Annotated in this window: 26 protein-coding genes; 7 read left to right on the top strand and 19 right to left on the bottom strand. The window is 62.2% G+C overall.

All coding sequences use genetic code 11. The annotated features are described in order from the left end of the window. Positions 1 to 39: 39 nt before the first annotated feature. The 10 genes from Mame_RS25085 to Mame_RS25135 form a co-directional block, all read right to left on the bottom strand. Complete coding sequence (locus Mame_RS25085; RefSeq protein ID WP_018065833.1) at positions 40 to 747, bottom strand: winged helix-turn-helix domain-containing protein; 708 nt, start codon at positions 745 to 747, stop codon at positions 40 to 42. 30 nt (positions 748 to 777) lie between these two features. Beyond that, on the bottom strand, positions 778 to 1,455 hold the full coding sequence (phoU, locus tag Mame_RS25090; protein ID WP_018065832.1) for a phosphate signaling complex protein PhoU: 678 nt from the start codon (positions 1,453 to 1,455) through the stop codon (positions 778 to 780). Between the two features lie 21 nt (positions 1,456 to 1,476). Next, positions 1,477 to 2,274, bottom strand: coding sequence for a phosphate ABC transporter ATP-binding protein PstB (pstB, locus tag Mame_RS25095; protein WP_051085132.1), 798 nt, complete (start codon positions 2,272 to 2,274; stop codon positions 1,477 to 1,479). An 89-nt stretch (positions 2,275 to 2,363) separates the two neighbouring features. Next, positions 2,364 to 3,980, bottom strand: a complete 1,617-nt coding sequence (locus Mame_RS25100; protein WP_418287803.1) for an ISL3 family transposase — start codon at positions 3,978 to 3,980, stop codon at positions 2,364 to 2,366. 175 nt (positions 3,981 to 4,155) lie between these two features. Next, entirely contained in the window at positions 4,156 to 4,605 is a 450-nt protein-coding gene (locus Mame_RS26945; RefSeq protein ID WP_018065829.1) for a hypothetical protein, read from the bottom strand. Positions 4,606 to 4,703: 98 nt separating this feature from the next. Further along, complete coding sequence (locus tag Mame_RS25115) at positions 4,704 to 4,931, bottom strand: NADH-quinone oxidoreductase subunit A (RefSeq protein WP_207768750.1); 228 nt, start codon at positions 4,929 to 4,931, stop codon at positions 4,704 to 4,706. A gap of 115 nt (positions 4,932 to 5,046) precedes the next feature. Beyond that, on the bottom strand, positions 5,047 to 5,928 hold the full coding sequence (locus Mame_RS25120) for a DUF305 domain-containing protein (RefSeq protein WP_026173646.1): 882 nt from the start codon (positions 5,926 to 5,928) through the stop codon (positions 5,047 to 5,049). A 93-nt stretch (positions 5,929 to 6,021) separates the two neighbouring features. Continuing rightward, positions 6,022 to 6,438, bottom strand: coding sequence for an ion channel (locus tag Mame_RS25125; protein WP_018065825.1), 417 nt, complete (start codon positions 6,436 to 6,438; stop codon positions 6,022 to 6,024). 15 nt (positions 6,439 to 6,453) lie between these two features. After that, positions 6,454 to 6,873: a Cu(I)-responsive transcriptional regulator gene (cueR, locus tag Mame_RS25130; RefSeq protein WP_018065824.1), complete on the bottom strand. Its 420-nt coding sequence runs from the start codon at positions 6,871 to 6,873 to the stop codon at positions 6,454 to 6,456. 13 nt (positions 6,874 to 6,886) lie between these two features. Further along, on the bottom strand, positions 6,887 to 9,394 hold the full coding sequence (locus Mame_RS25135; protein WP_018065823.1) for a heavy metal translocating P-type ATPase: 2,508 nt from the start codon (positions 9,392 to 9,394) through the stop codon (positions 6,887 to 6,889). A gap of 141 nt (positions 9,395 to 9,535) precedes the next feature. On the opposite strand from Mame_RS25135, the gene Mame_RS25140 reads away from it, so the two are divergent. Continuing rightward, positions 9,536 to 9,742 (top strand): heavy-metal-associated domain-containing protein, encoded by a 207-nt coding sequence (locus Mame_RS25140; RefSeq protein ID WP_018065822.1) that lies wholly within the window; start codon positions 9,536 to 9,538, stop codon positions 9,740 to 9,742. Between the two features lie 75 nt (positions 9,743 to 9,817). Here the strand turns inward: Mame_RS25140 and Mame_RS25145 are convergent, their stop codons facing one another. The 9 genes from Mame_RS25145 to Mame_RS25175 are packed head-to-tail and all read right to left on the bottom strand — an operon-like array spanning position 9,818 to position 15,398. Further along, the gene (locus Mame_RS25145; RefSeq protein ID WP_018065821.1) at positions 9,818 to 10,546 is read right to left on the bottom strand and encodes a DsbA family protein; all 729 of its coding nucleotides are present in this window, start codon (positions 10,544 to 10,546) and stop codon (positions 9,818 to 9,820) included. A gap of 2 nt (positions 10,547 to 10,548) precedes the next feature. Then, positions 10,549 to 11,028 carry a c-type cytochrome gene (locus Mame_RS25150; RefSeq protein WP_018065820.1) on the bottom strand — a complete coding sequence of 160 codons (480 nt, stop codon included), beginning with the start codon at positions 11,026 to 11,028 and terminating at the stop codon, positions 10,549 to 10,551. Further along, complete coding sequence (locus tag Mame_RS25155) at positions 11,025 to 12,416, bottom strand: multicopper oxidase family protein (RefSeq protein ID WP_018065819.1); 1,392 nt, start codon at positions 12,414 to 12,416, stop codon at positions 11,025 to 11,027. The genes Mame_RS25150 and Mame_RS25155 overlap by 4 nt, the downstream gene beginning before the upstream one ends. Before the next feature lie 49 nt (positions 12,417 to 12,465). Then, complete coding sequence (locus Mame_RS25160; RefSeq protein ID WP_018065818.1) at positions 12,466 to 13,407, bottom strand: cytochrome c; 942 nt, start codon at positions 13,405 to 13,407, stop codon at positions 12,466 to 12,468. Position 13,408: 1 nt separating this feature from the next. Next, positions 13,409 to 13,849 carry a cytochrome c gene (locus tag Mame_RS25165; RefSeq protein ID WP_207903859.1) on the bottom strand — a complete coding sequence of 147 codons (441 nt, stop codon included), beginning with the start codon at positions 13,847 to 13,849 and terminating at the stop codon, positions 13,409 to 13,411. Further along, positions 13,824 to 13,994 (bottom strand): hypothetical protein, encoded by a 171-nt coding sequence (locus Mame_RS27645; protein ID WP_207903860.1) that lies wholly within the window; start codon positions 13,992 to 13,994, stop codon positions 13,824 to 13,826. Before Mame_RS27645 ends, Mame_RS25165 begins: the two co-directional genes overlap by 26 nt. Before the next feature lies 1 nt (position 13,995). Beyond that, on the bottom strand, positions 13,996 to 14,334 hold the full coding sequence (locus Mame_RS26950) for a hypothetical protein (protein WP_155122302.1): 339 nt from the start codon (positions 14,332 to 14,334) through the stop codon (positions 13,996 to 13,998). After that, positions 14,331 to 14,789, bottom strand: a complete 459-nt coding sequence (locus Mame_RS25170; RefSeq protein ID WP_018065817.1) for a c-type cytochrome — start codon at positions 14,787 to 14,789, stop codon at positions 14,331 to 14,333. Before Mame_RS25170 ends, Mame_RS26950 begins: the two co-directional genes overlap by 4 nt. Positions 14,790 to 14,822: 33 nt before the next feature. Next, positions 14,823 to 15,398 (bottom strand): L,D-transpeptidase, encoded by a 576-nt coding sequence (locus Mame_RS25175; RefSeq protein WP_018065816.1) that lies wholly within the window; start codon positions 15,396 to 15,398, stop codon positions 14,823 to 14,825. Between the two features lie 177 nt (positions 15,399 to 15,575). Here Mame_RS25175 and Mame_RS25180 point away from each other — a divergent pair, with 177 nt between their 5' ends. The 6 genes from Mame_RS25180 (at position 15,576) to Mame_RS25210 (ending at position 21,718) form a co-directional block, all read left to right on the top strand. Continuing rightward, positions 15,576 to 15,863: a DUF2933 domain-containing protein gene (locus Mame_RS25180; RefSeq protein ID WP_207903861.1), complete on the top strand. Its 288-nt coding sequence runs from the start codon at positions 15,576 to 15,578 to the stop codon at positions 15,861 to 15,863. Between the two features lie 255 nt (positions 15,864 to 16,118). Continuing rightward, a complete protein-coding gene (locus tag Mame_RS25190) occupies positions 16,119 to 16,889 on the top strand; it encodes a DsbA family protein (RefSeq protein WP_018065813.1) in 771 nt (256 codons plus the stop codon). Then, on the top strand, positions 16,889 to 19,003 hold the full coding sequence (locus Mame_RS25195; protein WP_018065812.1) for a protein-disulfide reductase DsbD family protein: 2,115 nt from the start codon (positions 16,889 to 16,891) through the stop codon (positions 19,001 to 19,003). The genes Mame_RS25190 and Mame_RS25195 overlap by 1 nt, the downstream gene beginning before the upstream one ends. A 120-nt stretch (positions 19,004 to 19,123) precedes the next feature. Then, positions 19,124 to 20,002 (top strand): cation diffusion facilitator family transporter, encoded by an 879-nt coding sequence (locus Mame_RS25200; RefSeq protein WP_018065811.1) that lies wholly within the window; start codon positions 19,124 to 19,126, stop codon positions 20,000 to 20,002. Further along, positions 19,995 to 20,771: a hypothetical protein gene (locus Mame_RS25205; RefSeq protein WP_018065810.1), complete on the top strand. Its 777-nt coding sequence runs from the start codon at positions 19,995 to 19,997 to the stop codon at positions 20,769 to 20,771. Before Mame_RS25200 ends, Mame_RS25205 begins: the two co-directional genes overlap by 8 nt. Before the next feature lie 32 nt (positions 20,772 to 20,803). Continuing rightward, positions 20,804 to 21,718, top strand: a complete 915-nt coding sequence (locus Mame_RS25210; protein ID WP_018065809.1) for an EamA family transporter — start codon at positions 20,804 to 20,806, stop codon at positions 21,716 to 21,718. The last annotated feature ends 29 nt before the right edge of the window (positions 21,719 to 21,747 follow it).

The following is a 21,747-nucleotide window of genomic DNA, read 5'->3' on the forward strand; positions in this document are numbered from 1 at the left end:
TGACCGGAAGAGACAACGATTTTGTGTCAGCCGCAAGGTTTAGCCGAGGGCGTACCCTATTCCCCTGATTGTTCGGAGCGGGTAGTTCGTTTTCTTCTGGTTGAGCACCTTGCGCAGACGGCCGATATGCACATCCACACTGCGAATATCGACATCGCCTTTGCGCCGTCCGGCGCGTTCCAACAACTGTTCCCTGGTGAAGGGTCGTCCAGGACGACTCATGAAGGCCGCAAGCATGCGATATTCGGTTGGACCGAGATGCACGGGGCGTCCTTCGATATAGACCCGCAGCGCGTCTTCATCCAGAGCGATGCGCTCAAAGGTGAGGCAGGGCCTTACCTTTCCGGAATCGATACGACGAAGCTGGACATGGAGCCGCGCCGCCAGCTCTGATGAAGAGTAGGGTTTGGACAGGTAATCGTCTGCGCCCAGTTCAAGCCCCTTGACCTTGTCTTCCTCGCCGGAACTGCCGGACAGAATAATCAGCGGCATCTGCCTCGTGGCGCTGTCCTGTTTGAAGCTGCGGCACAGGTTGAAGCCATAATCATTCGGTGCGACCCAATTGAAAAGGACGATGTCCGGCCTCTCATCTCTTGCCGCCTGCAGCGGCGTCTTGCCGTCCATCGCCACACACGCGGCATATCCGCTGTCCTGCAGTTGCCGGAACAGGGAGTCCCGTTCGACCATCCCGTTTTCGACCACGAGAATTCTGGGTTTCAGCAGATCGAGTGCTTTCTGCTTCAGCATGGCGGTTCCCGTCTTATTTGTTGACCCGTCTTATGTGTCGATCGATCCGTCTGGCGCTTCGCGTCTGCTCATGAAAATCACTTCTTCGGCAATATTCGTGGCATGGTCACCGATACGCTCCAGGCTTTTGGCGGCAAACAGCAGATGGATATCGGACTTCAGTTTCGAGGTGTCTCGCCGGCTGCCCGCCAGAACAAGGTGAAACAGATCATCATGGAGGACATCGATACGCCTGTCGCCGCGCACCACCTTGTGCGCCAGGTCAACATCCCGGCGCACAAGGGCATCATTGGCATCTTCCAATGCTCCAAGAACCGCGGCATGCAGCTGTCTGAACAGTTCAGCTGCATCCGCCGATATCCGGGAGTTGCGGTCCGCAATGGCGCGTTTGGCGATATTCTTCGCATGATCCGCCGCGCGCTCAAGGTTTCCCGCGCTGTGCTCGATGGCGATGACCTGACGAAGGTCACCGGCCACCGGCTGATAGCGCACCAGTATATCCAGACAGCGGGCGCGGATTGTCTCCAATTCGCGGTCCACCACCAGATCGTTTTCAACCACTTCACCGGCGCGCACCAGATCGTTGTCGAGAAGCACGTGGGCTGCGCTTGCAACCATGGCCTGAACATGTTCCGTCATGATCAGGACGGCGGCGGACAGGTCACTCAGTGCCTGTTCAAAGGCTTGCAGTGTATGTCGCTTTTCCATTTGCTTCCTTTCGACATCTCATCAACCGTAGCGCCCGGTGATGTAGTTCTCCGTGCGGGGATGCTGGGGATTATTGAAAATCTGGCTCGTTTCGCCGAATTCTGTCAGTTCGCCCAGATACATGAATGCCGTGCGGTGCGAGATGCGTGCCGCCTGCTGCATGTTGTGGGTGACGATCACGATGGTCACCGATTTCGCGAGTTCCTGGACCAGGTCCTCTACCTTGGCCGTCGCTATCGGATCAAGCGCCGATGTCGGCTCGTCCAGAAGCAGGATTTCCGGGTTCGGAGCCAGACCGCGTGCGATGCACAGACGCTGCTGCTGCCCGCCCGAAAGGTCGTAGGCCGAGCCATTGAGCTTGTCCTTGACCTCGTCCCAGATCGCGGCGCGCTTTAATGCGCTTTCCACCGCTTCGTCGATCACCTGGCGTTTGCTGATCCCGCGCACGCGCAAGCCGGCAGCCACGTTTTCGTAAATCGACTTGGGAAAGGGATTCGGTTTCTGGAACACCATGCCGATGCGCAGTCGCACCAGCACAGGATCGGCGTCGCGACCGACCAGGTTCTCGCCCTCCGGCTCCAGAATTACCCGCCCCTCATAGCGGTTGCCGGGGTAGAGATCGTGCATCCGGTTGAGTCTGCGCAGAAGGGTGGACTTGCCGCATCCCGAGGGGCCGATGATCGCCGTCACCTTACGGTCGAGGATCGGCATGCTGACACTCTTGATCGCCTGAAAGCCGTTGGCGTAGTAAAAGCTGAAATCCTCAATCCGGGCGCGTAGCGCGTCGCTCTCTGCCGCAGCTTTGATCGGAGGCGGCATGGCCGCCTCGCGTTCATCTTGAAGTCTGGTTTTCTCGATCTCGGGATCTGCTTTTTCGGCTGTCATGTTGTCATCAATCAGGCTCTGCCTCAATCTGTGTGGCAGAACGGTAGCATTCTCGCCCGCAACAATTCTGGACCAGCCCGGCCGTACATGGCGCGTTTGAGGGTTTTCAGGCGGTTGATCTGACCTTCCGCCTGGCCGTTGCTCCAAGGCATCTCGATTGCGTTTTTGACCGCATCGAAGTCCCGGTTCAAGGTGCGGGCGAAGCGCATGATGGGCGCCAGGTTGGTTTCGATCGCGTCGTCGATCCATGCAGGGAGCGGGTCTGCTTGGCGGCCACGCATGATACCGTTGAACCGCATGGCGAGGCTGCGCATCGTTGCGAAGGCGGGAGAGCCGGTCTTGAGCGTGTCGACTTTCCGCGCCTGATCCGGGGTGAACTTTCCGCGCGGCTTGATGCACAGCGCGGCCGCGATGACCGGGGAGATCGCGTGCCCAGTTTCCGGGTCTCGGACTGGCTTAAGGATTTCGTGCTCTACCTTGGGGTCGCTCGCTTGCTGTTCGGCTCTGCGCCAACCCGCCAGCAGCCGCTGCAAATGCGACTGACTCCCCTCGTAACCACGCTCTTGGATCATATGGAACAGGGCGCTGCCAGTTCGAATGCCCTCCTTCCAGCTTTGGCTCAGGAACTCTTCAAAGTACCACGGCGAAGTTGGTTTCAAAGCGGCCCGCCTGCGGTCCGGTGGTGTTTCGAACTGCAGCCATTTCGCGATGCTACGACGCGGGAACCCTGTTCGTCGCCCGATCTCGCTGCAGGAAAGCCCTTGATTTCGGAGTGCATGAATGGTGGCGAAAATCTCTTCCCGAGACGTCCTGTGCGCAAGGCGTGACTTCAGAAGGTTGCCGGCGGCGGTGATGTTGTCGGCGTCGGACAGCAGCGCCCTGCCGGTCGCACGGCCATGAAGGTTCATTTGCTCCTCTATGGCCTGCCGCAGGTTTTGTACGATATGGAACCGGTCAGCGACTTGCTTCGCCTGCGGTGCCCCTTGCCGTGCGGCCTGGGCGTAAAGACCGCAGCGATCTCTACTGATCACTTCCACCTCGGGATGTCGCTTCAGCCAGTTGGTGCAGGTGACGACATCTCGATCCTCGAGAACATCGATGACCACGCGCCGCTCCAGATCGACAATGATCGTGCCGTAGGTCTGCGACTTCCGCCAGCTCCAGTCGTCGATCCCGATGACTGTCGGCGGCGCGGCGGTGTCTTGAGCACGCTTCTTCAACTGCCTGAGCACTGTGTCATCGCTGATCCCAAGGCCCAAACGGTGCAAGAGCCGCTCGGCCGGCCGCCCGCCGGTCGCATGCCCAAGATGGCTGACAATCCCCCCGACACGCGAGGTGCGCCGCGCATAAGGACGCGCAATCGAGGCGATCTGGTCCGAGAACGTCCGACGTGGGCAAGCGGGCGTCAAACATTGCCAACGGCAAACCCAGAGAGCCACCGTAACCCCGTCTCCATGGGCGGGGTAATCCTGCAGCCGCCGACGCCGCCATCCGTGACGTCGGCGTGAATGCAATCCACAGTCCGGGCAAATGCCGTTTGGTGTCAGACTGCCCGATACAATCCACCCGCCGGAATCACTTCGCTCGACGCTTTGAACCGAAACTTCGCCCCCGGGCGACCAATGGTGCTTCGAACTCACAATTATCCCTCCTGAATTTTCCAGTTTCAGGATAGTTGCGCCACACAAAGTGAGGCAGAGCCGATTAAAGGGCAACGCGACAGCGGGTTTGACATCTGCCCGCCTTCTGGCGCATAGGGTCGACATCACGCTGTCGGATGGACGACGGGTCGTTGTCGAAGGGTCGACGGCGCTGTCATCGGTTGTCGGCCTCGTGCAGGGTCTGATGGCATGATCCCGGTTCCGAGCAATACGCGGGTGTGGCTCGCGGCCTCTCCCACGGGTGCGGCGGCACGTCGGGGCGCTGGTCGGGGTCGCCCGCGTGCGCCGCCCGGCGGATCGCCTCTAGCGGGTCGTCCCCAGCCACCGTTTCACCGCGCTCGAACAGACGCGACCCCAGAGGCGACCCCTGCCACCAGACCGTACCGCGCGGGGCGGGAAGCTGGGCGTGCAGCCGCTCCAGCGCGCGCTTGTGCGCCGGCGCCACCTCTCCGGCCACCAGCAGCACGCGGGCGTGGCGCGAACTGTCCACCAGCCGCAGGCCGGGCCGGCGGCGCAGCGTCTCGACCCGCGCAAGGCCCCGTGCGCCGACGACCGGAAAGACCGGTACCTCGGCCCGGCGCGCCAGCGCGGTGAGCAGCCTCATTGCCACCGGAACACCCCCTCGCGCCAGCCGTAGAGGATGCCGAGGAACATCCCCATCTTCGCCAGCGCCTTCGCCCCGGTCTCCACATAGGCCACGGCCTACGGATACATGAACATCATCTCCATCTCGAACGCGATGAAGAGCAGCGTCATCGGATAATAGCGCACATGGAACCGCTGCCAGGCATGGGCTTCCGGCTGGCCGCCCCCGAGAAAGGCCGCGCGCCCTGGCCATGTCGCTCCGTCCTGCGACCCGATCCGCTGCACCGCGAGCGCAAAGGCCACGGCGAACAGCACAAGAATGAGTGGCATCGCAATCTCGGTCATCGTGCTGTCCTCCTTCACATCCCATGCGGCGTTTTTCCCGACGCTTTACCACCCTTTTCGCGAAGGATCATATCCTGCTGCAATCGCGCCTGCCTGCGCCAACCCGAAGCAACGCTCACGCCGCACAACGGTAGAAGCCGCGGAAGCCGGCGGTCAGGCCCGCGTCCAGCTCCAGCGTCAGGTCGGCTTCCTGCATGGTTCCGCCCGCGTTCAGGGCACCGCCACCCGGTGCGCTTACATGCATGGCAAGGCCGTCGGCGCGCGGCGCGGCGCCGGTCGCGATGTCGCCGTCCGAGGAAACGTCGAGGCGCACCAGATCGCCGCTGAGTTTCAACAGGCCGGCCATCCCGTCGCCAACCGAACCGATCGCCAGAACCGCGGGACTGTCCGAGGTATAGGCGAAGGTGCAGATGGGGCCATCGGGGAACAGGCGGGCGATGTCCGCTTCCGTCATGAACCCTGGATCGAGAACCGCGATATTGGCCGTGGAAAGCGCCTGCTCCAGGTTCATCACGTCCCCGGCGGGTGCTTCTTGCGATCCCGACACCACGCCCGACGCCTCGATCTCGTCGACGAGATAACGCATCTCGGCGATTTCCTTGTCCTGGGCATAGACGATTTCATCGGCCAGCTTGCGCACGCGGACATCCTCGATATTGGCCCGGCTCGACGTCATGATGGCGATGGAATGATGCGGGATCATCGCGCGCATGAAGCTGGTATCGCCCACCGTCACCTGGCTGCGCACCAGCCAGAGCGAGGCGGCGAAGGCAAGGACCGCGCCCGCGAAGATCGCGGCATTGATCGCCTTGCTGGAATACATCGACAACATGAATCCGAGCATGATGAAGGCCATTGTCGCGCCCATCAGGACCGCCATGTAGGCTCGCGTCTCCGACCAGAAGACATGCGCCCAGAGGTAGGTATTGAGATACATCAGAATGAACATCACGACCGTCGAGGTCGCGATCATTGCGGCAAATCTCCAATATGACATGAGTGACCTTTCAGATTCGCGTTAAAACAAGGTAACGACCTTCCAGCGCTGGAGGGTTCCCAAGCTTTGGAAAGTCCAGATATGCGGCAGGCGTCAGGAATGGCGTCTGGTCGTGACCAGAAAGATGGTCGAAGCCGAACAGCTGATCAGCAAGAAACCGTTCAGCGCCTCAATCCCCGCCAGAAAGCGCAGATGACCTGTCGGATAGATGTCGCCCAGCCCAAGGGAAGAATAATTCACCACTGAGAAATAGAACACATCCATGAACGAGTTCACGTCAGATTGCGCAAAACCGCCAATGCCCGTCGATTCGCCGATAAAGAAGCCGACCGCGTAGAGCCCTGCCTCGGCAATATGCGCGGCCGCCAGGACGTAAAGGGCGATCAACAGTGCACCTGTGCCGGTGATGTGCTTCCGGTCGGTAAGGTGCATGGCGAATGCCATCGCACGCGCATGCAGGCCGCCGCACAATCCGAAAAGAATGATGGCCAGCCCTGCAGCCAGTGTCATACGCGACTGTCCCTCTTAACCGGCTTCATTCAGCAGAGCGATTTCTTCCTCTTTCGCTGCAAGATCGGCCAGGATAGGGCAGTCGGGCCGGTGGTCTCCGGCGCAGGCATCGACGAGATGCGCAAGCGTCGCGCGCATCTCCGTCAACTCCGCGATCTTCCGGTCAATCCGATCAAGCTGCACTTCGGCGATCTGTTTGACCTCGGAGCTGGTGCGGTCGTCGTCCTCGTAGAGCTTCAGGAGATTGCGGCAATCCTCGATGCTGAAGCCGAGCGCGCGGGCGCGCCCGAGGAATGCCAGCTTGTGCACGTCGCGGTCGCGAAAGCTGCGATAGCCGTTGGCGCTGCGCAGCGGCTTGACCAGCCCGATATCCTCGTAATAGCGGATTGTCTTGGCCGGCAGGCCGGAGCGTTCCGCGACATCTCCGATGTTCATCTCAAAATCCTCCTTATTCGGCAGGGGCGGGGTAAAGGTTGGCGGCCGGGCGGACCGACCTCGTCTCGTCCATTGCGGGGGACACACGGCGGAGCCTGAGCGCGTTGGTCAGCACGAAGACCGAGGACAGCGCCATCGCGCCCGCGGCCAGAACCGGCGACAGCAACAGGCCGAACAGTGGATAGAGCACACCCGCCGCCACCGGGATCAGCGCCACGTTATAGCCAAAGGCCCAGAACAGGTTCTGGCGGATATTGCGCATGGTGCGGGTGGACACCTGATAGGCATTCACCACGCCGCGCAGATCGCCCGACATCAGCACCACATCGGCCGACTCAATCGCCACATCGGTTCCGGTGCCGATGGCGATGCCCACATCCGCATGCGCAAGCGCCGGCGCGTCGTTGATGCCGTCGCCGACGAAGGCCACCTGCCGCCCGCCTTTCCGCAGATCGTCCAGCGCCGCGACCTTGCCATCGGGCAGAACGCCCGCGATCACCTGGTCGATACCGGTTTCCCTTGCAATCGCCTCCGCCGTCTCGCGCTTGTCGCCGGTGATCATGGCGATCTTCAGTCCCAGATCGTGCAGCGCACCGATGGCCGCCGCGCTGGAAGGCTTCACCGGGTCAGCCACCGCGATCACCGCGGCCACCCGCCCGTCGATGGCGGCAAAGAGCGCGGTGCGCCCCTGTTCGGCGAGGCGCGTTTCCGCCTCGGCGAGGGCACCAAGTTCCAACCCTTCGCGGGTCATCAGCCGGTCGGCCCCGACCAGGACATCGCGCCCGGCGACATGCGCGCGGACGCCGTGGCCGGTAATCGACTCGAAGCTCTCCACCTCATGCCGCGCCACGTTTTCGGCCCGGGCCGCGCGGACGATGGCATCGGCAATGGGATGTTCCGACTGCGCCTCGACCGCAGCGACCAGTGCCAGAACTTCGGTCCGGACGAACCCGCCCGACAGCACCATGTCGGTCAGCTCCGGACGGCCTTCGGTGACGGTGCCGGTCTTGTCGACGGCCACGACGCCGATGCCGGACAATTGCTGCAGCGCGTCTCCCTTCCGAAACAGCACGCCCATCTCGGCGGCCCGTCCGGTGCCGACCATGATCGAGGTCGGCGTGGCCAGACCCATCGCGCAGGGGCAGGCGATGATCAGCACCGACACCCCGGCCACCAGCGCATAGGACAGCGCGGGCGAGGGGCCGACGACCAGCCAGACCAGAACCGTCAGCGCCGCGAAGGCCATCACCGCAGGCACGAACCACAGCGTGATCCGGTCGACCATGCCCTGGATCGGCAGCTTGGCGCCCTGCGCCTGTTCGACCATGCGGATGATCTGCGCCAGCGTGGTATCGGCGCCGACGCGCGTGGCGCGGAACTGGAAGGCGCCGGTGCCATTGACCGTGCCGCCCGTGACCGGATCGCCGGTGCCCTTGGCCACCGGCACCGGCTCGCCGGTAATCATGCTTTCATCGACATGGGCGCTGCCGTCGGTCACTTCTCCGTCCACTGCAATCCGCTCGCCGGGACGCACGACGAGGATGTCGCCCGCGCGGATCCTCTCGATCGCCACGTCCTGCGCCTCACCGTCAACGAGAACCCGCGCGGTGCGCGCCTGAAGCCCCAGCAGTTTCTGGATCGCGGCGCCGGTGCGGCCCTTGGCGCGCGCCTCCATCCAGCGGCCCAGCAGGATCAGCACCACGATCACCGCCGCCGCCTCGAAATAGACGGCGCGCGAGCCTTCGGGCAGCAGTGCGGGCGCGAAGAGGGCCACCAGCGAAAAGAGATAGGCCGCCGAGGTGCCGACCGCGACGAGGCTGTTCATGTCCGGCGCGCCCTTGAAGAGCGCCGGGAAGCCCCTGGTGTAGAAGGCACGCCCCGGCCAGGCCAGCACGATGGTGGTCAGCACGAACTGGATCATCCAGCTTGTCTGATGGCCGATGGTGCGCCCGATCAGGTCATGCGCACCCGGCACGACATGCGCGCCCATTTCCAGAAGGAAGACGGGAAGGGCAAAGGCGGCGGCCAGCGCGGTTTTTCGCGCCATCGCCTTGGCCTCGCTGTCCTTGCGGGCGCTGCGATCCTCCGAGGCGGTGTCCTCTGCGGGCTCCGCAGGGTAGCCTGCGTCCTCGGCCGCCTTCAGCAAATCCGCAAGCTCCACCGCCCCTTCGGCATAGGTCACGGTCGCGGTTTCCGAGGCGAGGTTGACGTTGACCTCCAGCACACCGGGTACCGCCGCCAGCGCCTTGTCCACGCGCCCCACGCAGGAGGCGCAGGACATCGACGCCACGTTCAGACGCACATCCTGGGTCCGTGCCGGATAACCCGCCTCATCCAGCGCTGTCATGACGTCGGAGATCCGCTCGGGCGCATCGATCTGCGCCTGCGCGGTCTCATTGGCGAGGTTCACATGGACGTCATCGACGCCCGGCAGCGCGGACAGGGTCCGCTCGACCCGTCCGATACATGAAGCGCAAGACATGTTCTGCACGGAAAGCCGAAGGGTTTGCGAATCTGGCATGGCGGACTCCTGTCTGGATTTGTCCGAAAGATAGGGGTTCCACCTGATGGAAGGTCAATAGGGTTCAAAAATATTCCATTCCGTCCTTGACCTTCCTGCGGTGGAAGACCTCACCTGAACTGGAATTCGAAGGAGATAGGCATGACCAGATTGAGCGTACCGGACATGAGCTGCGGGCACTGCACCGCTGCAATCGAGAAGGCGATCAAGGCAATTGATCCAACCGCCAGGGTTTCCTGTGACCTTGGGGCGCATATTGTCGAGGTGGAGAGCTTTCTAAGCGAGCGGGCCGTGTCCGAAGCAATTCGCGATGCCGGCTATGATGCAAAAACACCGGCAGCGACCTGATACGAAAGCGACCTGATACGAAAAATGGCGCCGGCGGGTCCGGCGCCATTCCAACATCTGATCTGGCGAGCGAGATCAGTCGCTTTCCCGTGTCTTGTCGACCAGAGCCTCCAGTTGATCCTGTTCGACAAAGCCGGGCACGAGGTCGTCTCCGATCACGAAAGACGGTGTTCCGTTAAAGCCGAGCGCCTGGGACAGGCGCATCGACTCGTCGATATGCTCCTGCACTTCGGGTTCGTCCATATCGGTACGAAGTCGTTTGACGTCGAGCCCGATCTCCTCGGCCAGGCGCATGACCGATGCTTCCTCGGCACGTTCTTCCATACCCATCAGCGCCCAGTGAAACTCCTCGTATTTGTCCTGTTCCCTCGCGGCCAGGGCGGCTTTGGCCGCGAAGACAGACCCTTCGCTGAGAATGGGCCATTCGCGATAGACGAGCCGGACATCCTGGTCGGCATCGAGCAGCCCCTGAACCTCGGACATGGCCCGTCTGCAGTAGGGACAGTTGTAGTCGAAGAATTCCACGACCGTGACATCGCCGTCGGGATTTCCGAGGACCGGCGCGTTCGGATCATGTTCGAGCGACTGGCGCTGGTTCTTCAGAACGTCGGCAGCTGCGTCTGCCTGCGTAGCCGCCTGCTGCTGTTCGAGCAACTGCACGGCTTCCATGATGATCTGCGGGTTTTCCCGGATCGCTTCCAGCGCCAGTTCCTTGATCCGAGCATCGCTCAGATCTTGCGCGAAGCCGGCAATCGGCGCGATAGCCAGACCAAGCGCCAGGGCTGTGGTTTTCATCGGGTGCATTGTCAATTTCCTTCTCTCTGGGCTTCGGCGGCGCTGCGTTCGGCCTGAATCTGCCGTTGCCGATCCGGCCATGTGGATTTGATATAGGCGAGGATATTCCAGATCTGATCGTCGGTCAGTTGGTCGCCGAAACCGGGCATGCCGCTTTCAAAATCGACGCCCTGTGCGGCGAGGGCCGCCTTGCCGCCGAGCTTGGTGTAGTCGAAGAGCACGCTGTCAGAATGGTGCCATGTATGACCCGTTTCGTCATGCGGTGGGGCGGGCAACACGCCAGCCGGGCCCGGTGAATGCCAGTCGGGCTGACCCTCGAGATTCGCGCCGTGGCAGGAGGCGCAGTAGCCCTGGTAGAGGTCCTCGCCCTGCGCCAGATCGAAGTCTTCCGGAGCAGCACTGGTTTGGGTGCCGGCCTGCGTCATGAGCCAGGCACCTGCTGCCGCACCGGACACCAGAATGACGGTCAGGATCAGGTATTTCCGCATCATGTCACCTCGAGCCACGTCATCATGCCCGAAGCCGCATGGCTCAGCATATGACAGTGAAACAGCCATTTTCCCGGGTTGTCGGCGACAAAGGCAATGGTCCGGGTCTCGCCGCCGAACATCAGCAGCGTATCGCGGAAGGGACCAAGGGCCGCGTCCTTGGTCACCTCGCGGAAATGCATCCCGTGCAGGTGCATTGCATGGGGGAAGGACGTGTCGTTGTAGATTTCCAGCTTGATCGTCTCACCCACGGGCACGCTCACGAGCGGGGTGTCGGTCATCCCGATCGTCCCGTTGAAGGACCAGAACTGGTTTGCCTCGACCAACTGGCGAAAGCTCTTGCGTTCGCCGTCGAGGGTGGCGGCATCGAGTGTGCCCATTGCCCCGCCCTGCATATTGAGCCGCGCCGTTACCGCTTTTTCCATGCCGGATATGTCCATGCGTGGGTTCGGGGGCAGGGGATGTGGCGACCCGCGCCGCGCCGCCGCCGCGCGGCCCGATACCGGAAACGCCACCTGTGAGACGCCCTCCTGATCCTCGACGCGCACAAGATGCGCTGTCTCGCCCGACGCCGCTGTGACGTCCACGATCAGATCGGCGCGCTGGCCCGGCCCAATGATCAGCACCTCACTTACTGGCTTGGGCTCGGACAGCGGCATGCCATCAAGGGCCACGGTCCAGCCTTCCATCCCGAAAATCGAAAGAACGAATATCCGGGCGTTGGCGGCATTGATCAGCCGCAGCCGCAGGCGTTCGTTCTGCTTCACGTCCAGCGACAGATCAAAGCGCCCGTTGGTGGCGATGAAGTTGCCGCGCCGCCCGGCATGGCTGCGATCATGGCGTGACGTGAAGTCGGGGTCGATCTGTGCCGTTTCGGGATCGAGAAGCCAGTCGTCGAGGATCAATACCTCCTCGCGGTCGATATCCGGCGCCTCGGGCTCTTCCACGATCAGCGCACCATAGAGTCCGCGCGCGACCTGCTCGGTTGACCGGTTGTGCGCGTGATACCAGTAGGTGCCGGCGTCCGGCACCACGAAATCATAGTCGAAACCCTGTCCCGGTTCGACAGCTGGCTGCGTCAGCCCGGGAACCCCGTCCATCGCGTTGTCGATGCGGATCCCGTGCCAATGAACCGAACTTGCCTGCGGCAGTTCGTTCAGGAACGATCTCTGGATGCGGGCGCCTTGAGCCATCCGCAACTCGGGTCCCGGCATCGCGCCGTCATAGCCCCAGATTTCAGTCTTGGGATAGGTTGGGGGTGCAAGTTGGACGCGCGCGGGCCGGGCCTTGAGTTCGGCAAAGCGTGGCGTTGCAGCACGCGCCAGGGCCGGAACGGCCAGAGCCGCAATCGTCGCCGCGCCCTGCTCAAGAAATTCTCGCCGTGTCGTCATCTTTTCCGTGTCCTTGAAATGTGCGGGGCGATACGCCGCCCCGCCCGTGTCAATCGATGGTTTTGCCGATACTCGGCGTCCCCGCCAAAGCCCTGCCTTCCGGTACATCGCTGTCGAGAAGATAGATCGCCATCGCTTTCAAATCGGACTTTGAGAGGAACCGCGTTCCGTTCTGGACAACCTCACCCATGCTGCCGCCGAACACGTCTCCTGACGGGGTAACACCACTTTGCAGAGCATATGACAGATTGGCGACGGTCCATCCGCGATCTGCCAGATCGTCGGACAGGATTGATGGTGCCTTGTTTCCACCGGGCAGGTCGTCGTTGCCGGCAAAAACGGCATCTGGCATCCGGCCGCCCGCGAGGTTCCGACCGGTGTGACAGGCCCCGCAATGGGCGGCGCCGCGCACGAGTTGCCGGCCGCGGTTCCAGTCGACGCTCTTTCCTTCCACCGGTTCGGTCTGCGGATCATGCATGAAAAGCGCACGCCATAGTTTCAGGCCCCAGCGTTGGTTGAACGGGAAACCGACATCGTGCGGTGGTGCGGGGTTGGTTACCGGTGCGACGGTCTGGAATGCTGCCCACATATCGGCGACGTCCTGATCGGAAAAATCCGCATAGAACGGATAGGTGAATGCCGGAAACAAGGGCTCGCCATCGGGCGAAACGCCCTGCCTGACAGTCATCGCGAAGTCAGACAGGCTCCAGTCTCCGATGCCGTGCTCGGGATCGGTGGTTATGTTCGGCGGGTAGAAGACGCCAAACGGGGTTTCGAGCGGGGCACCGCCCGCCAGCGGAGCGCCGCCATCCTCGAAATTCGTGTGACAGGCGATGCAACCGCTCGCGCGCGCCAGATAGGCACCGCGCTGGACATCGCCGGTCAACTCGATCTCGGCGGGCGGTCGGCCAATCGGCCAAACCACCAACGCCGCGATTGCCGCCGTGCCGGAAAGGGCAAGGACGGCAACACCTGCAAGAACCCGCCTCATGTCATTTCACCTTCGCGCGGAAGCGGGTGTGACAGGACGAACAGGTGTCGCTGACCTTCGCGAAAACCGCGTTGGCGGGCATCTCGGCCAGTTCTTCGCGCCCCATCGTGTCATCGGCCATCATGTCACCACTGCCCATCATCGAGTTGGCTCCCATCATGTCGGAGCCGCCCATCATGGCGCTTGTATTCGACTTGGTGTCCGACTGACTTGCGGGTGCGTTGTCAGCGGCAAGAGCCAGGCCTTCGGCGTATCTGTGCAACTCCTCGGCCAGGCCTGCAAAGCTCTCCCAATCGTTCCATATGGCGTCTTTCGCGACCGATGGCATGCCTGCGCTGCCGTCCGGGAACAGACGGGTCATGGCATCGCCAGCGTGCATGCCGATGGTTTCCGCAGCGTGCCGCACGGTATCAGCATCATACCCCGTCTCGCCGCTCATCATCGGGGCGACCGTGTTTCACGGCCTTGCCCATTGCCGACATCGCGTCCATGCGCTCCTTCACGATACCGGTCGCGCCGCTATGGGCGAGCGCCGCCGATGCCACGCCGACAAGCACGGCGGAAGTGATAATCCCTGTAGGTTTCATGTCATTGTCCTTCAAATCCTGATTTCGAGACGGGTCCGATCACGTGAGGAGGCCGGACCTTCGTGGTCGCGGCACGCCTGACGGGGTGTGCGCGCTCTGAATCCACCGTGATCGCCGCAAGTGCGCAGTCAATTCCCGGATGGCAATGTCCGAATGCCTCCTGGATGACAGTATGATCTTCGCCATGATCATCGTCGACCACGGCGTGCGTTGAGCTTGTCGCGGCGGGAGCAGAAGAATGGGCTTCAGCGCCCTGAGGGGTCAAGCCGAATGCGAAAAGCGCGCAGAGAATCATCGCGCGTAGCAAGCCGACAGGTTCGATTTTGCGTCTTTCGTTCAAAAGATGCCGTTTTCCTTCTGAAGCTCACGAATGTAACGCGTGATCATTTTCACGTCGCCATCGGTCACACCCTCCACCGCCGGCATGTTGCCGAAGTTCCAGTGATGCGCACGGACGCCGTTTTTTGCCGCGAGGACGAATGCCATGTCGGAGTGATGGTTTGGCTCATAGGTCTTGTGTACAAGCGGTGGGGCGACGCCGTTCTGGCCCGCCGCATTCGCACCATGACACTCGGCGCATTTGGCGTCGAACGCCCGCTTTCCGATCTGCGCGTCCGCCGACAGTTCGGCGGGAAGCGCCACCTCGACGATCGGTGCGCCCTCGGCCAGGGTGCTGGTATCGGGCGGAATCATCGAATGGCCCGTGCCTTGCGTCGCCCGTTGCGTCGCATTCCAGTAGACCGCAAACCCCCCGACGAGAAAGAAGGCGACGATCGCCAGCAATGTCTTGTTCATACTTTTCTTGCCCCTCGCAACCGAATGCTTCGGTCAAATAAGTTTGACCTGTGTACCAACCGGCGATCTGTCGAAAACCCCGACAATTTGTTCGTTATAAAGGCCGATACAGCCATTCGACGATTTGCGACCGATCTTGCGCGTGTCGTTGGTGCCGTGAATGCGATAGTACTGCCAACTCAGGTGCATGGCACGAATACCCAGCGGATTGTCCGGCCCGGGCGCCACATAGCGCGGCAGCGTCGGATCGCGCTCGATCATCGAGGGTGTCGGCGCCCAATCGGGGGCCTCATCCTTGAAGACCACTTCGGTATAACCGCGGCGTGTCAGCTCGTCGGACAACGGCACCGAGGTGGGATAGATACGCATCTCCCCATCGGCAGTCCAATGCTGGAGCACCCTGGTGTTCGTGTCCGAGAGCAGGATGCCTTTGCCAAGGCTGTCGAAGTGATCCTGCCAAGCGTGTAGCCGGAAGGAAGACATGTTGCGCCTCACCACGGACGCTTCCTCCGCCCGAAGGAGTGTTGGGGTCGCCAGCGCGATAACACCGCTGGCACCCGCCGCCAGAAATCCGCGCCGGTTGAGGGGCTTTTCGCCATTTTTTATCATAACCTGCTCTCACATCTATTTCTTGCCTGTTTTAGCGGGATAAACCACCTTCCAGCACCGGAAGGTCAAGCAGATGCCCCCTGACAAGACCGTGATTTTTGTATCGGTTTGTATCGTTGACCTTCCGGCGCAGGAAGGCTTTAGCCCATCTCCTGTATGCTTGGAGATGCAACGAAAATGAATGAATCTGAAACTCCTGTTGAGAAATCGAGCACGATGCCGGTGATGAAATACGCCATGTGGGCCTGCTGCGCGGTAATGCTGCTTCCAATCGCAGCGTTCGTGATGACGGGGGGACTTGCGGGCGGATTGACCTCCGGGCTCTACGTCTTCGCACCTCTGCTTTTGTGCGTCGCCGCACATTTGATCATGCATCAGATGATGGGAAAATCATGCCATGATACGAAGAGCGAGCGGACCGATGATGTTGCGATCCAGGTGGATCAAAAAGTAGCCGCCAATTAGGCCGGGGTGAGATTGGGTATCGTTCGCCGTCTTCTGCCGCTTTGGGCGATGCTCTTACTTGGCGCCTGCGCCCAGACCATCGCGCAATGCGAGCGAAGCGGTGATGTCCGGCTCTCTTCGAGCGGTCAGGTGGCCGACCTGCCTGCAGGTTGTGAGGTAAAGGAAATAACGGGCAGTGGGCTGGCAGTGCTTGAATGTCGGGACGGCAGGGAGGGCTTCGCCTTCGCTTTGGAATAGTTGTGAAGGTGACGGGATATGATTGAAGGACGGCGGAATACATTGGCAGTTCTTGCGACTGTTGCGGCCGCCTACGCCGGGTTTTGGTATTTTCCGGAACTCGGTTCGACCGAACTCAACTTCGAGGACGTTCAATACCCGCGGGGCTTTCGCAGGCTGTCCGCCAGCGAAAGCTCGAGCGGCTTCGATCTCTTCATCGGAATGAACGCCATGGGTCCGGATAGTCTGGCGGATGCCGAAGCGCGGGTCAGGGCAGATATCTGCGGTGCGCTCTACGGCGATGACCTGTCTGCAACACAGCGCGTTCCGGTGGCGTTTTTTACAGAGTATTATTGCCCTTATTGCCGTGTTCAGACCAGGACGCTTGCGGCGCTCGATGCACGTCCCGACAGCAACCTGCGTGCCATCTGGCACGAATTGCCGCTTCTCGGGCAATCGTCGGAGGTCGCGGCCAAGGCGGCGCTGGCGGCGAAACGCCAGGGTGCCTATGTCGCATTTCATGAACGGCTCATGAAATCCTCGTTTGTGGCGACACCGGAATATTTACAGGCTTTGGCGCGAGACATCGGTGTCGATCACCAACGTCTGATTACCGACATGCGAAGCGCCCCTGTTACCGAAGAATTGGAAAACAGTGCTGCTCTCGCACGGGTATTCGGCATTTTTGGAACGCCCGCCCTGATAATCGGGCGAACGATCATCCAGGGCCAGATCGATGAGAAGACCATTCTGCGTGTTGCCGAGATGGAAATCGAGGAAGATTGGACGTCCCAGTGTCAGACAGCGTGATGAACAAATTCTCGCGGCTTTTCGTCGCAAAGCTGATTCTGCTGGTCTGCCTCGGTTTTCTCGGCGCGGGGCTGGCCAGTATGTCGAACGCCGCCGAATCCGGGAGCTTTTCCAACCCGGCTCTCGAGGCGCGTCTGATCGCAGCCGAAAACGGAGTCGGCCCGAACGCGACGTCCCTGTCCGCCGGGCTGCATCTGGAGTTGGGCGAGGGCTGGAAGACCTATTGGCGGTCCCCGGGCGAGGTCGGCATCCCGCCCTCGATCGACTGGGCGGGATCGGAGAATGTGGAAGAGGTCGAATTGCTCTGGCCCGCCCCGGAACGGTTCACGGCCTTCGGGATCGAGAATTTCGGATATCACGACGAGGTCGTATTTCCGCTGCGTATCGCATTGTCCGACCCCGGCGCGCCGGTGCGATTGAACGCCAATGTCACGCTTCTGACCTGCTCGACCGTTTGCGTCCCGCAGGAGTTCACACTGACCCTGTCGCTGCCACGAGCCAGCGGAATCGACGCGGATGCGGCGGCGCTCATCTCGGCCTATGCCGAAAAGGTGCCGGAGGAGGGGGCTGAGAGCGGTATCTCGATCCAGTCGGCCTATCTCGACCCGGACATGACCGCCCTGACGCTGGTCGCACACAGTGAGCGTCCCTTCGCGGGCCCGGATGTCTTTCCCGAACTGGGCGCGGGCACGGCATTCGGCAAGCCGGATATTCGTCTGGGCGACGGGGGCCGTCTGCTCTGGGCCCGATTGCCCGTTCTGAGCGCGGCCGCGGATCTGCCCGATCTGCGGATCACCGTGACCGATGGCGACCGTGCGGCCAGCCTGTTCACGGAGTTGGCCGATGCAGCACCGCAGCCGCCCTTCGCCCTGGACCGCGTGCTGCCGGGTCTGGCGGAACTGGCCTGGATCGCCGCAATCGCCTTCCTCGGCGGTCTTGTCCTGAACGTCATGCCCTGCGTGCTGCCGGTGCTCTCCATCAAGCTGTCCTCGGCGATGAAGAGCCGCGACCAGGGCGTGGGCCGTATTCGCAAGGGGTTTGCCGTCTCCGCACTCGGCGTTCTGGCGTTCATGTGGTCGCTCGCCGCTTTGACCCTCGCGGCGCGCGGTCTGGGGATGACCGTGGGCTGGGGGCTGCAATTCCAGAACCCCGTATTCTTGGCGGTGATGTTCATTGTCCTGGCCGTGTTTTCCGCCAACCTTTTCGGGGCATTCGAAATCGAGCTGCCGTCTTCCTTGCAGACCCGGCTCGCCCGCGCCGGCGGTGGCAAAGGCTATAGCGGCGACTTTGCGACAGGTGCCTTTGCCGCCATCCTCGCGACACCCTGTTCGGCGCCGTTCCTGGGCACGGCTGTTGCCTTTGCGCTGGCCGGGCGGCTGCTCGATATCGCGGTGATCTTCACGGCCCTGGGGATCGGTCTGGCCTTGCCCTATCTCATCGTTGCCGCGTTTCCGGCGGCGATCTCGCGCCTGCCGAAACCGGGCCGCTGGATGCTGTGGCTGAAGATCCTGCTGGGGCTGGCATTGGCGGGCACAGCCGGCTGGCTGTTCTGGGTGCTGATCGGTGTCGGTGGCATGACGTCCGCGCTTGCGGTTCTGACAGCCAGCGCAGTCCTCGTCGTGATTCTGTCTTTCAGTCGCCTGGCCGCAGGTGCTCGCTTGTCCGGGGCTGCGGCCACGGGCGCGTTGGCCATCTTCCTGGCGGGATTCCTTTCTGCGGCCGGCACGCCGAACGCCAAGCCGGCGACGGACTGGGCCGCATTCGACCGTCGAGAAATTCCGAAGCTCGTGTCGCGCGGAGAGGTGGTTTTCGTGGATGTGACCGCCGATTGGTGTCTCACCTGCAAGGCCAACAAGGCGCTCGTGCTTGACCGCGCGCCGGTTCGAACGGCCCTTCGCGCGCCGGGCGTGACGGCGATGCAGGCCGATTGGACCCGGCCCGACGAGGCAATCTCGCGCTATCTGGAGACCTTCGACCGCTACGGTATTCCGTTCAACGCTGTCTATGGACCCGGCGCTCCCGAGGGTATCGTCCTGCCCGAGCTCCTGTCGTCCGAAGCGGTTCTATCAGCGCTCGAGAAGGCGGCGGAGCGCGCGGTGGCGTCGGGCGGATAGGGCGCGCTCTTCATGTGGGGAGGCATCAATAAACTGCCACGGAAAGGAGGTTCGATGAGTTCCGAAACAGAATTCCATATTCGTGGACACGGATCGCACATGCCGACAAGCGGGCGGGGTATGGTCATCTCGGCCTGGCTGACCGGCGTCTATTTCATCATTGAGCTTGGTATCGGGCTCTGGACCGGATCGATCGCTGTCCTGTCGGATGCATTCCACACGTTTTCCGCCGTGGGCGGAATCCTCGTCGCCGTGGGCGCGGCCCGGCTTTCCCGGCGGCCTGCCGATGCAACATTCAGCTTTGGCTGGTACCGCTCCGAAATCCTCGGCGCGCTGGTGAATGGCGGGTTCCTGGCCGGAATGGCCTTCGTCGTTATCTATATGGCCGCGATGCGGCTGAACGCGCCCATCGACCTGCCGACAGGGCCAATGCTGCTTGCTGCAGCCGGGGGTCTTGTGACGGAGTTCATTTCGCTTGGCCTCATCTGGAAACAGAGCCGGAGCGACATGAACGTGCGCGGCGCGCTCTGGCACATCATCCAGACCTTCGTGGGCAGCCTGCTCATCATCGTCACGGCGCTGGTGATCCGCTTTACCGGTTTCCTGATGATCGACCCACTTCTGGGCATGGCTTTCGGCTTCGTGCTGCTCTGGGCCAGCTGGGGCATCCTGCGGGATGCGGCGCGGCTCTTGATGGAGGCAGCGCCGAGCGAGATAGATTTGAACTCGGTGATCGCGGATCTGGAAGCGCTCGACGGTGTGCACGACGCGCATCATGTCCACGCATGGACATTGACCAGCGGGCGGAACGTGTTTTCGGCGCACCTTCGCGTGGGTGACGGCGTGGACCCGCAGGCGGTGCAACGACGGGCGCACCGCTTGCTGCGCCGCGATCACGGCTTCTTCTTCGTAACGCTCCAGACTGAAACCGAGTGTCTGGACGAGTCGGGTGCCGAGACGATCGATATCACCTCGGGCCATCAGGTCGGCCATGTCTGACGGTTCGCTCCGCTTGTGGCTGGCACGCAAGCTGATCGGGCGCATCGTCGCCCGGGCGGCGGGGCGCGGCCTTGCCACGCGCGGCCTGCGCGACACGGAGGGGTGCGAGATCCGTTGGCTGACGCCCGAAATCGAGGCATTCGTGGTGGCGATGACCGCGGAAACCGTCCGCCTTCGCCCCCATGCGCAGCAGGCAGAGCTTCCGACTTTCGGTAGCCGGCTGATGGTGGAAATGGCGATCTGGACGATTGCAGCCGACCGCAGCCTGCGCGCTTGTGGCATCGCGCCCGAGACCGCGCGACAGGTGGTCGCCGATCTCGGCTGGGACATCTACCGGCGGATGCTGGCGCTCAGCGCATTGCCCGTGCGCCTGCTCACCCGCGATTCCGGCCGTCGGCTGCGCTGGACCATCCGCGCGCTGCTGGTGTTTCCCTTCGCGCCCTCCGGTGCGCCGGGTTACGCCGTTCGGGTCAGCCGGGACGGGGACGACCTGTTCACGCATTTCACCCATTGCCCGCCGCAGAGCTTCGTGCGCCGCATCGCCCGGGCGGAGGACGATCCTGAGTCGCTGGAGTCGTTCCGGCAGAGCTGGTGCCGCTACGACTGGCCCGGTGCCGACGTCATCGCCGGGGATGGCCAGCGCGGTCACTATCGCCGCCGGCGTACTCTGTCCCATGGCGACCCGGTCTGCGACATGTGCTGGATCGGGAACGCGAGCCGCGACGCAATAAGTGGCCAGGAGGACCGCGACGAGCCGGCGGCGTCCTGAGAGCGTGAACGAGAGAGGATCAGAACCGACCCATGCGCACCATCCTGTTACTGCTTCTCATCACCTTCTCGGAGGCGACAATCGGCGTCTTCGTCAAGCTGACAGGCGGTCTGATCCCGATCCACACGGTGAATTTCTACGCCATCCTCACGGCCGCGCTGTTCCTCATGATTCTGATGCCGTTCGCAACCGGGAACCCGCTTCGCGTTCCGTGGAAGAACCTCAAGGACACCGCCATCATCGGTATGCTGATCGCCACCCAGATCAGCGTCTTCAATTACGCCATGACCCTGGTGCCGATTGCCAACGCGGTCATTTTCTGGAGTATCGCGCCGTTCTTCACCTTCATATTCTCGGCGCTGTTTCTCGATGAGAAAGCAAGCTGGGGTCACTACCTGACCTTCGCGGTCGCCATCATGGGCATTGTTCTCGCGAAACCGCTGGAGGGCGGATACATGGTCGGAAATCTTGTCGCGCTTGCCGATGGGGCGATCTATGCCGCGATGATCACCTACATGCGCCACGAAGGCAAATCCGAGACCGGTAACGACATCGCCTGGTCCATGCTTGTTGCCGCCCTCGTGCTGTCGCCGGTGCTGGTGATCTTCGGACCCGGCGACATCATGGCAATGACAGTCAATGAGCGGATCGGCATTGCTGCTCCGGCCGGGCTCTGGGCGCTGATGCTGGGACTGGTCTCTACCGGGTTCGCCTATTTCGGCATCTCGCTTGTGCTGAAGACGCTGAACGCCAACGTCTATTCGCTGGTCGACATCATCGTATCGCCGGTGGTTGCGGCAACGCTGGGCTTTCTCGTATTCGGAGAGGTCCCGGCGACGGGCATGATCTATGGCGGCGCGTTGCTTCTGACGGCCGGGTTCGTCCTGACCCGTCTGACCACCCGGGACGATCCAAACCTTGCGGCGCATCCCTGTCAGTGCACCTGATCGCATTGGCAGGGAAACCATAGCGCTGT

Source organism: Martelella mediterranea DSM 17316 (genome assembly GCF_002043005.1).
Classification (GTDB): Bacteria; Pseudomonadota; Alphaproteobacteria; order Rhizobiales; family Rhizobiaceae; genus Martelella; species Martelella mediterranea.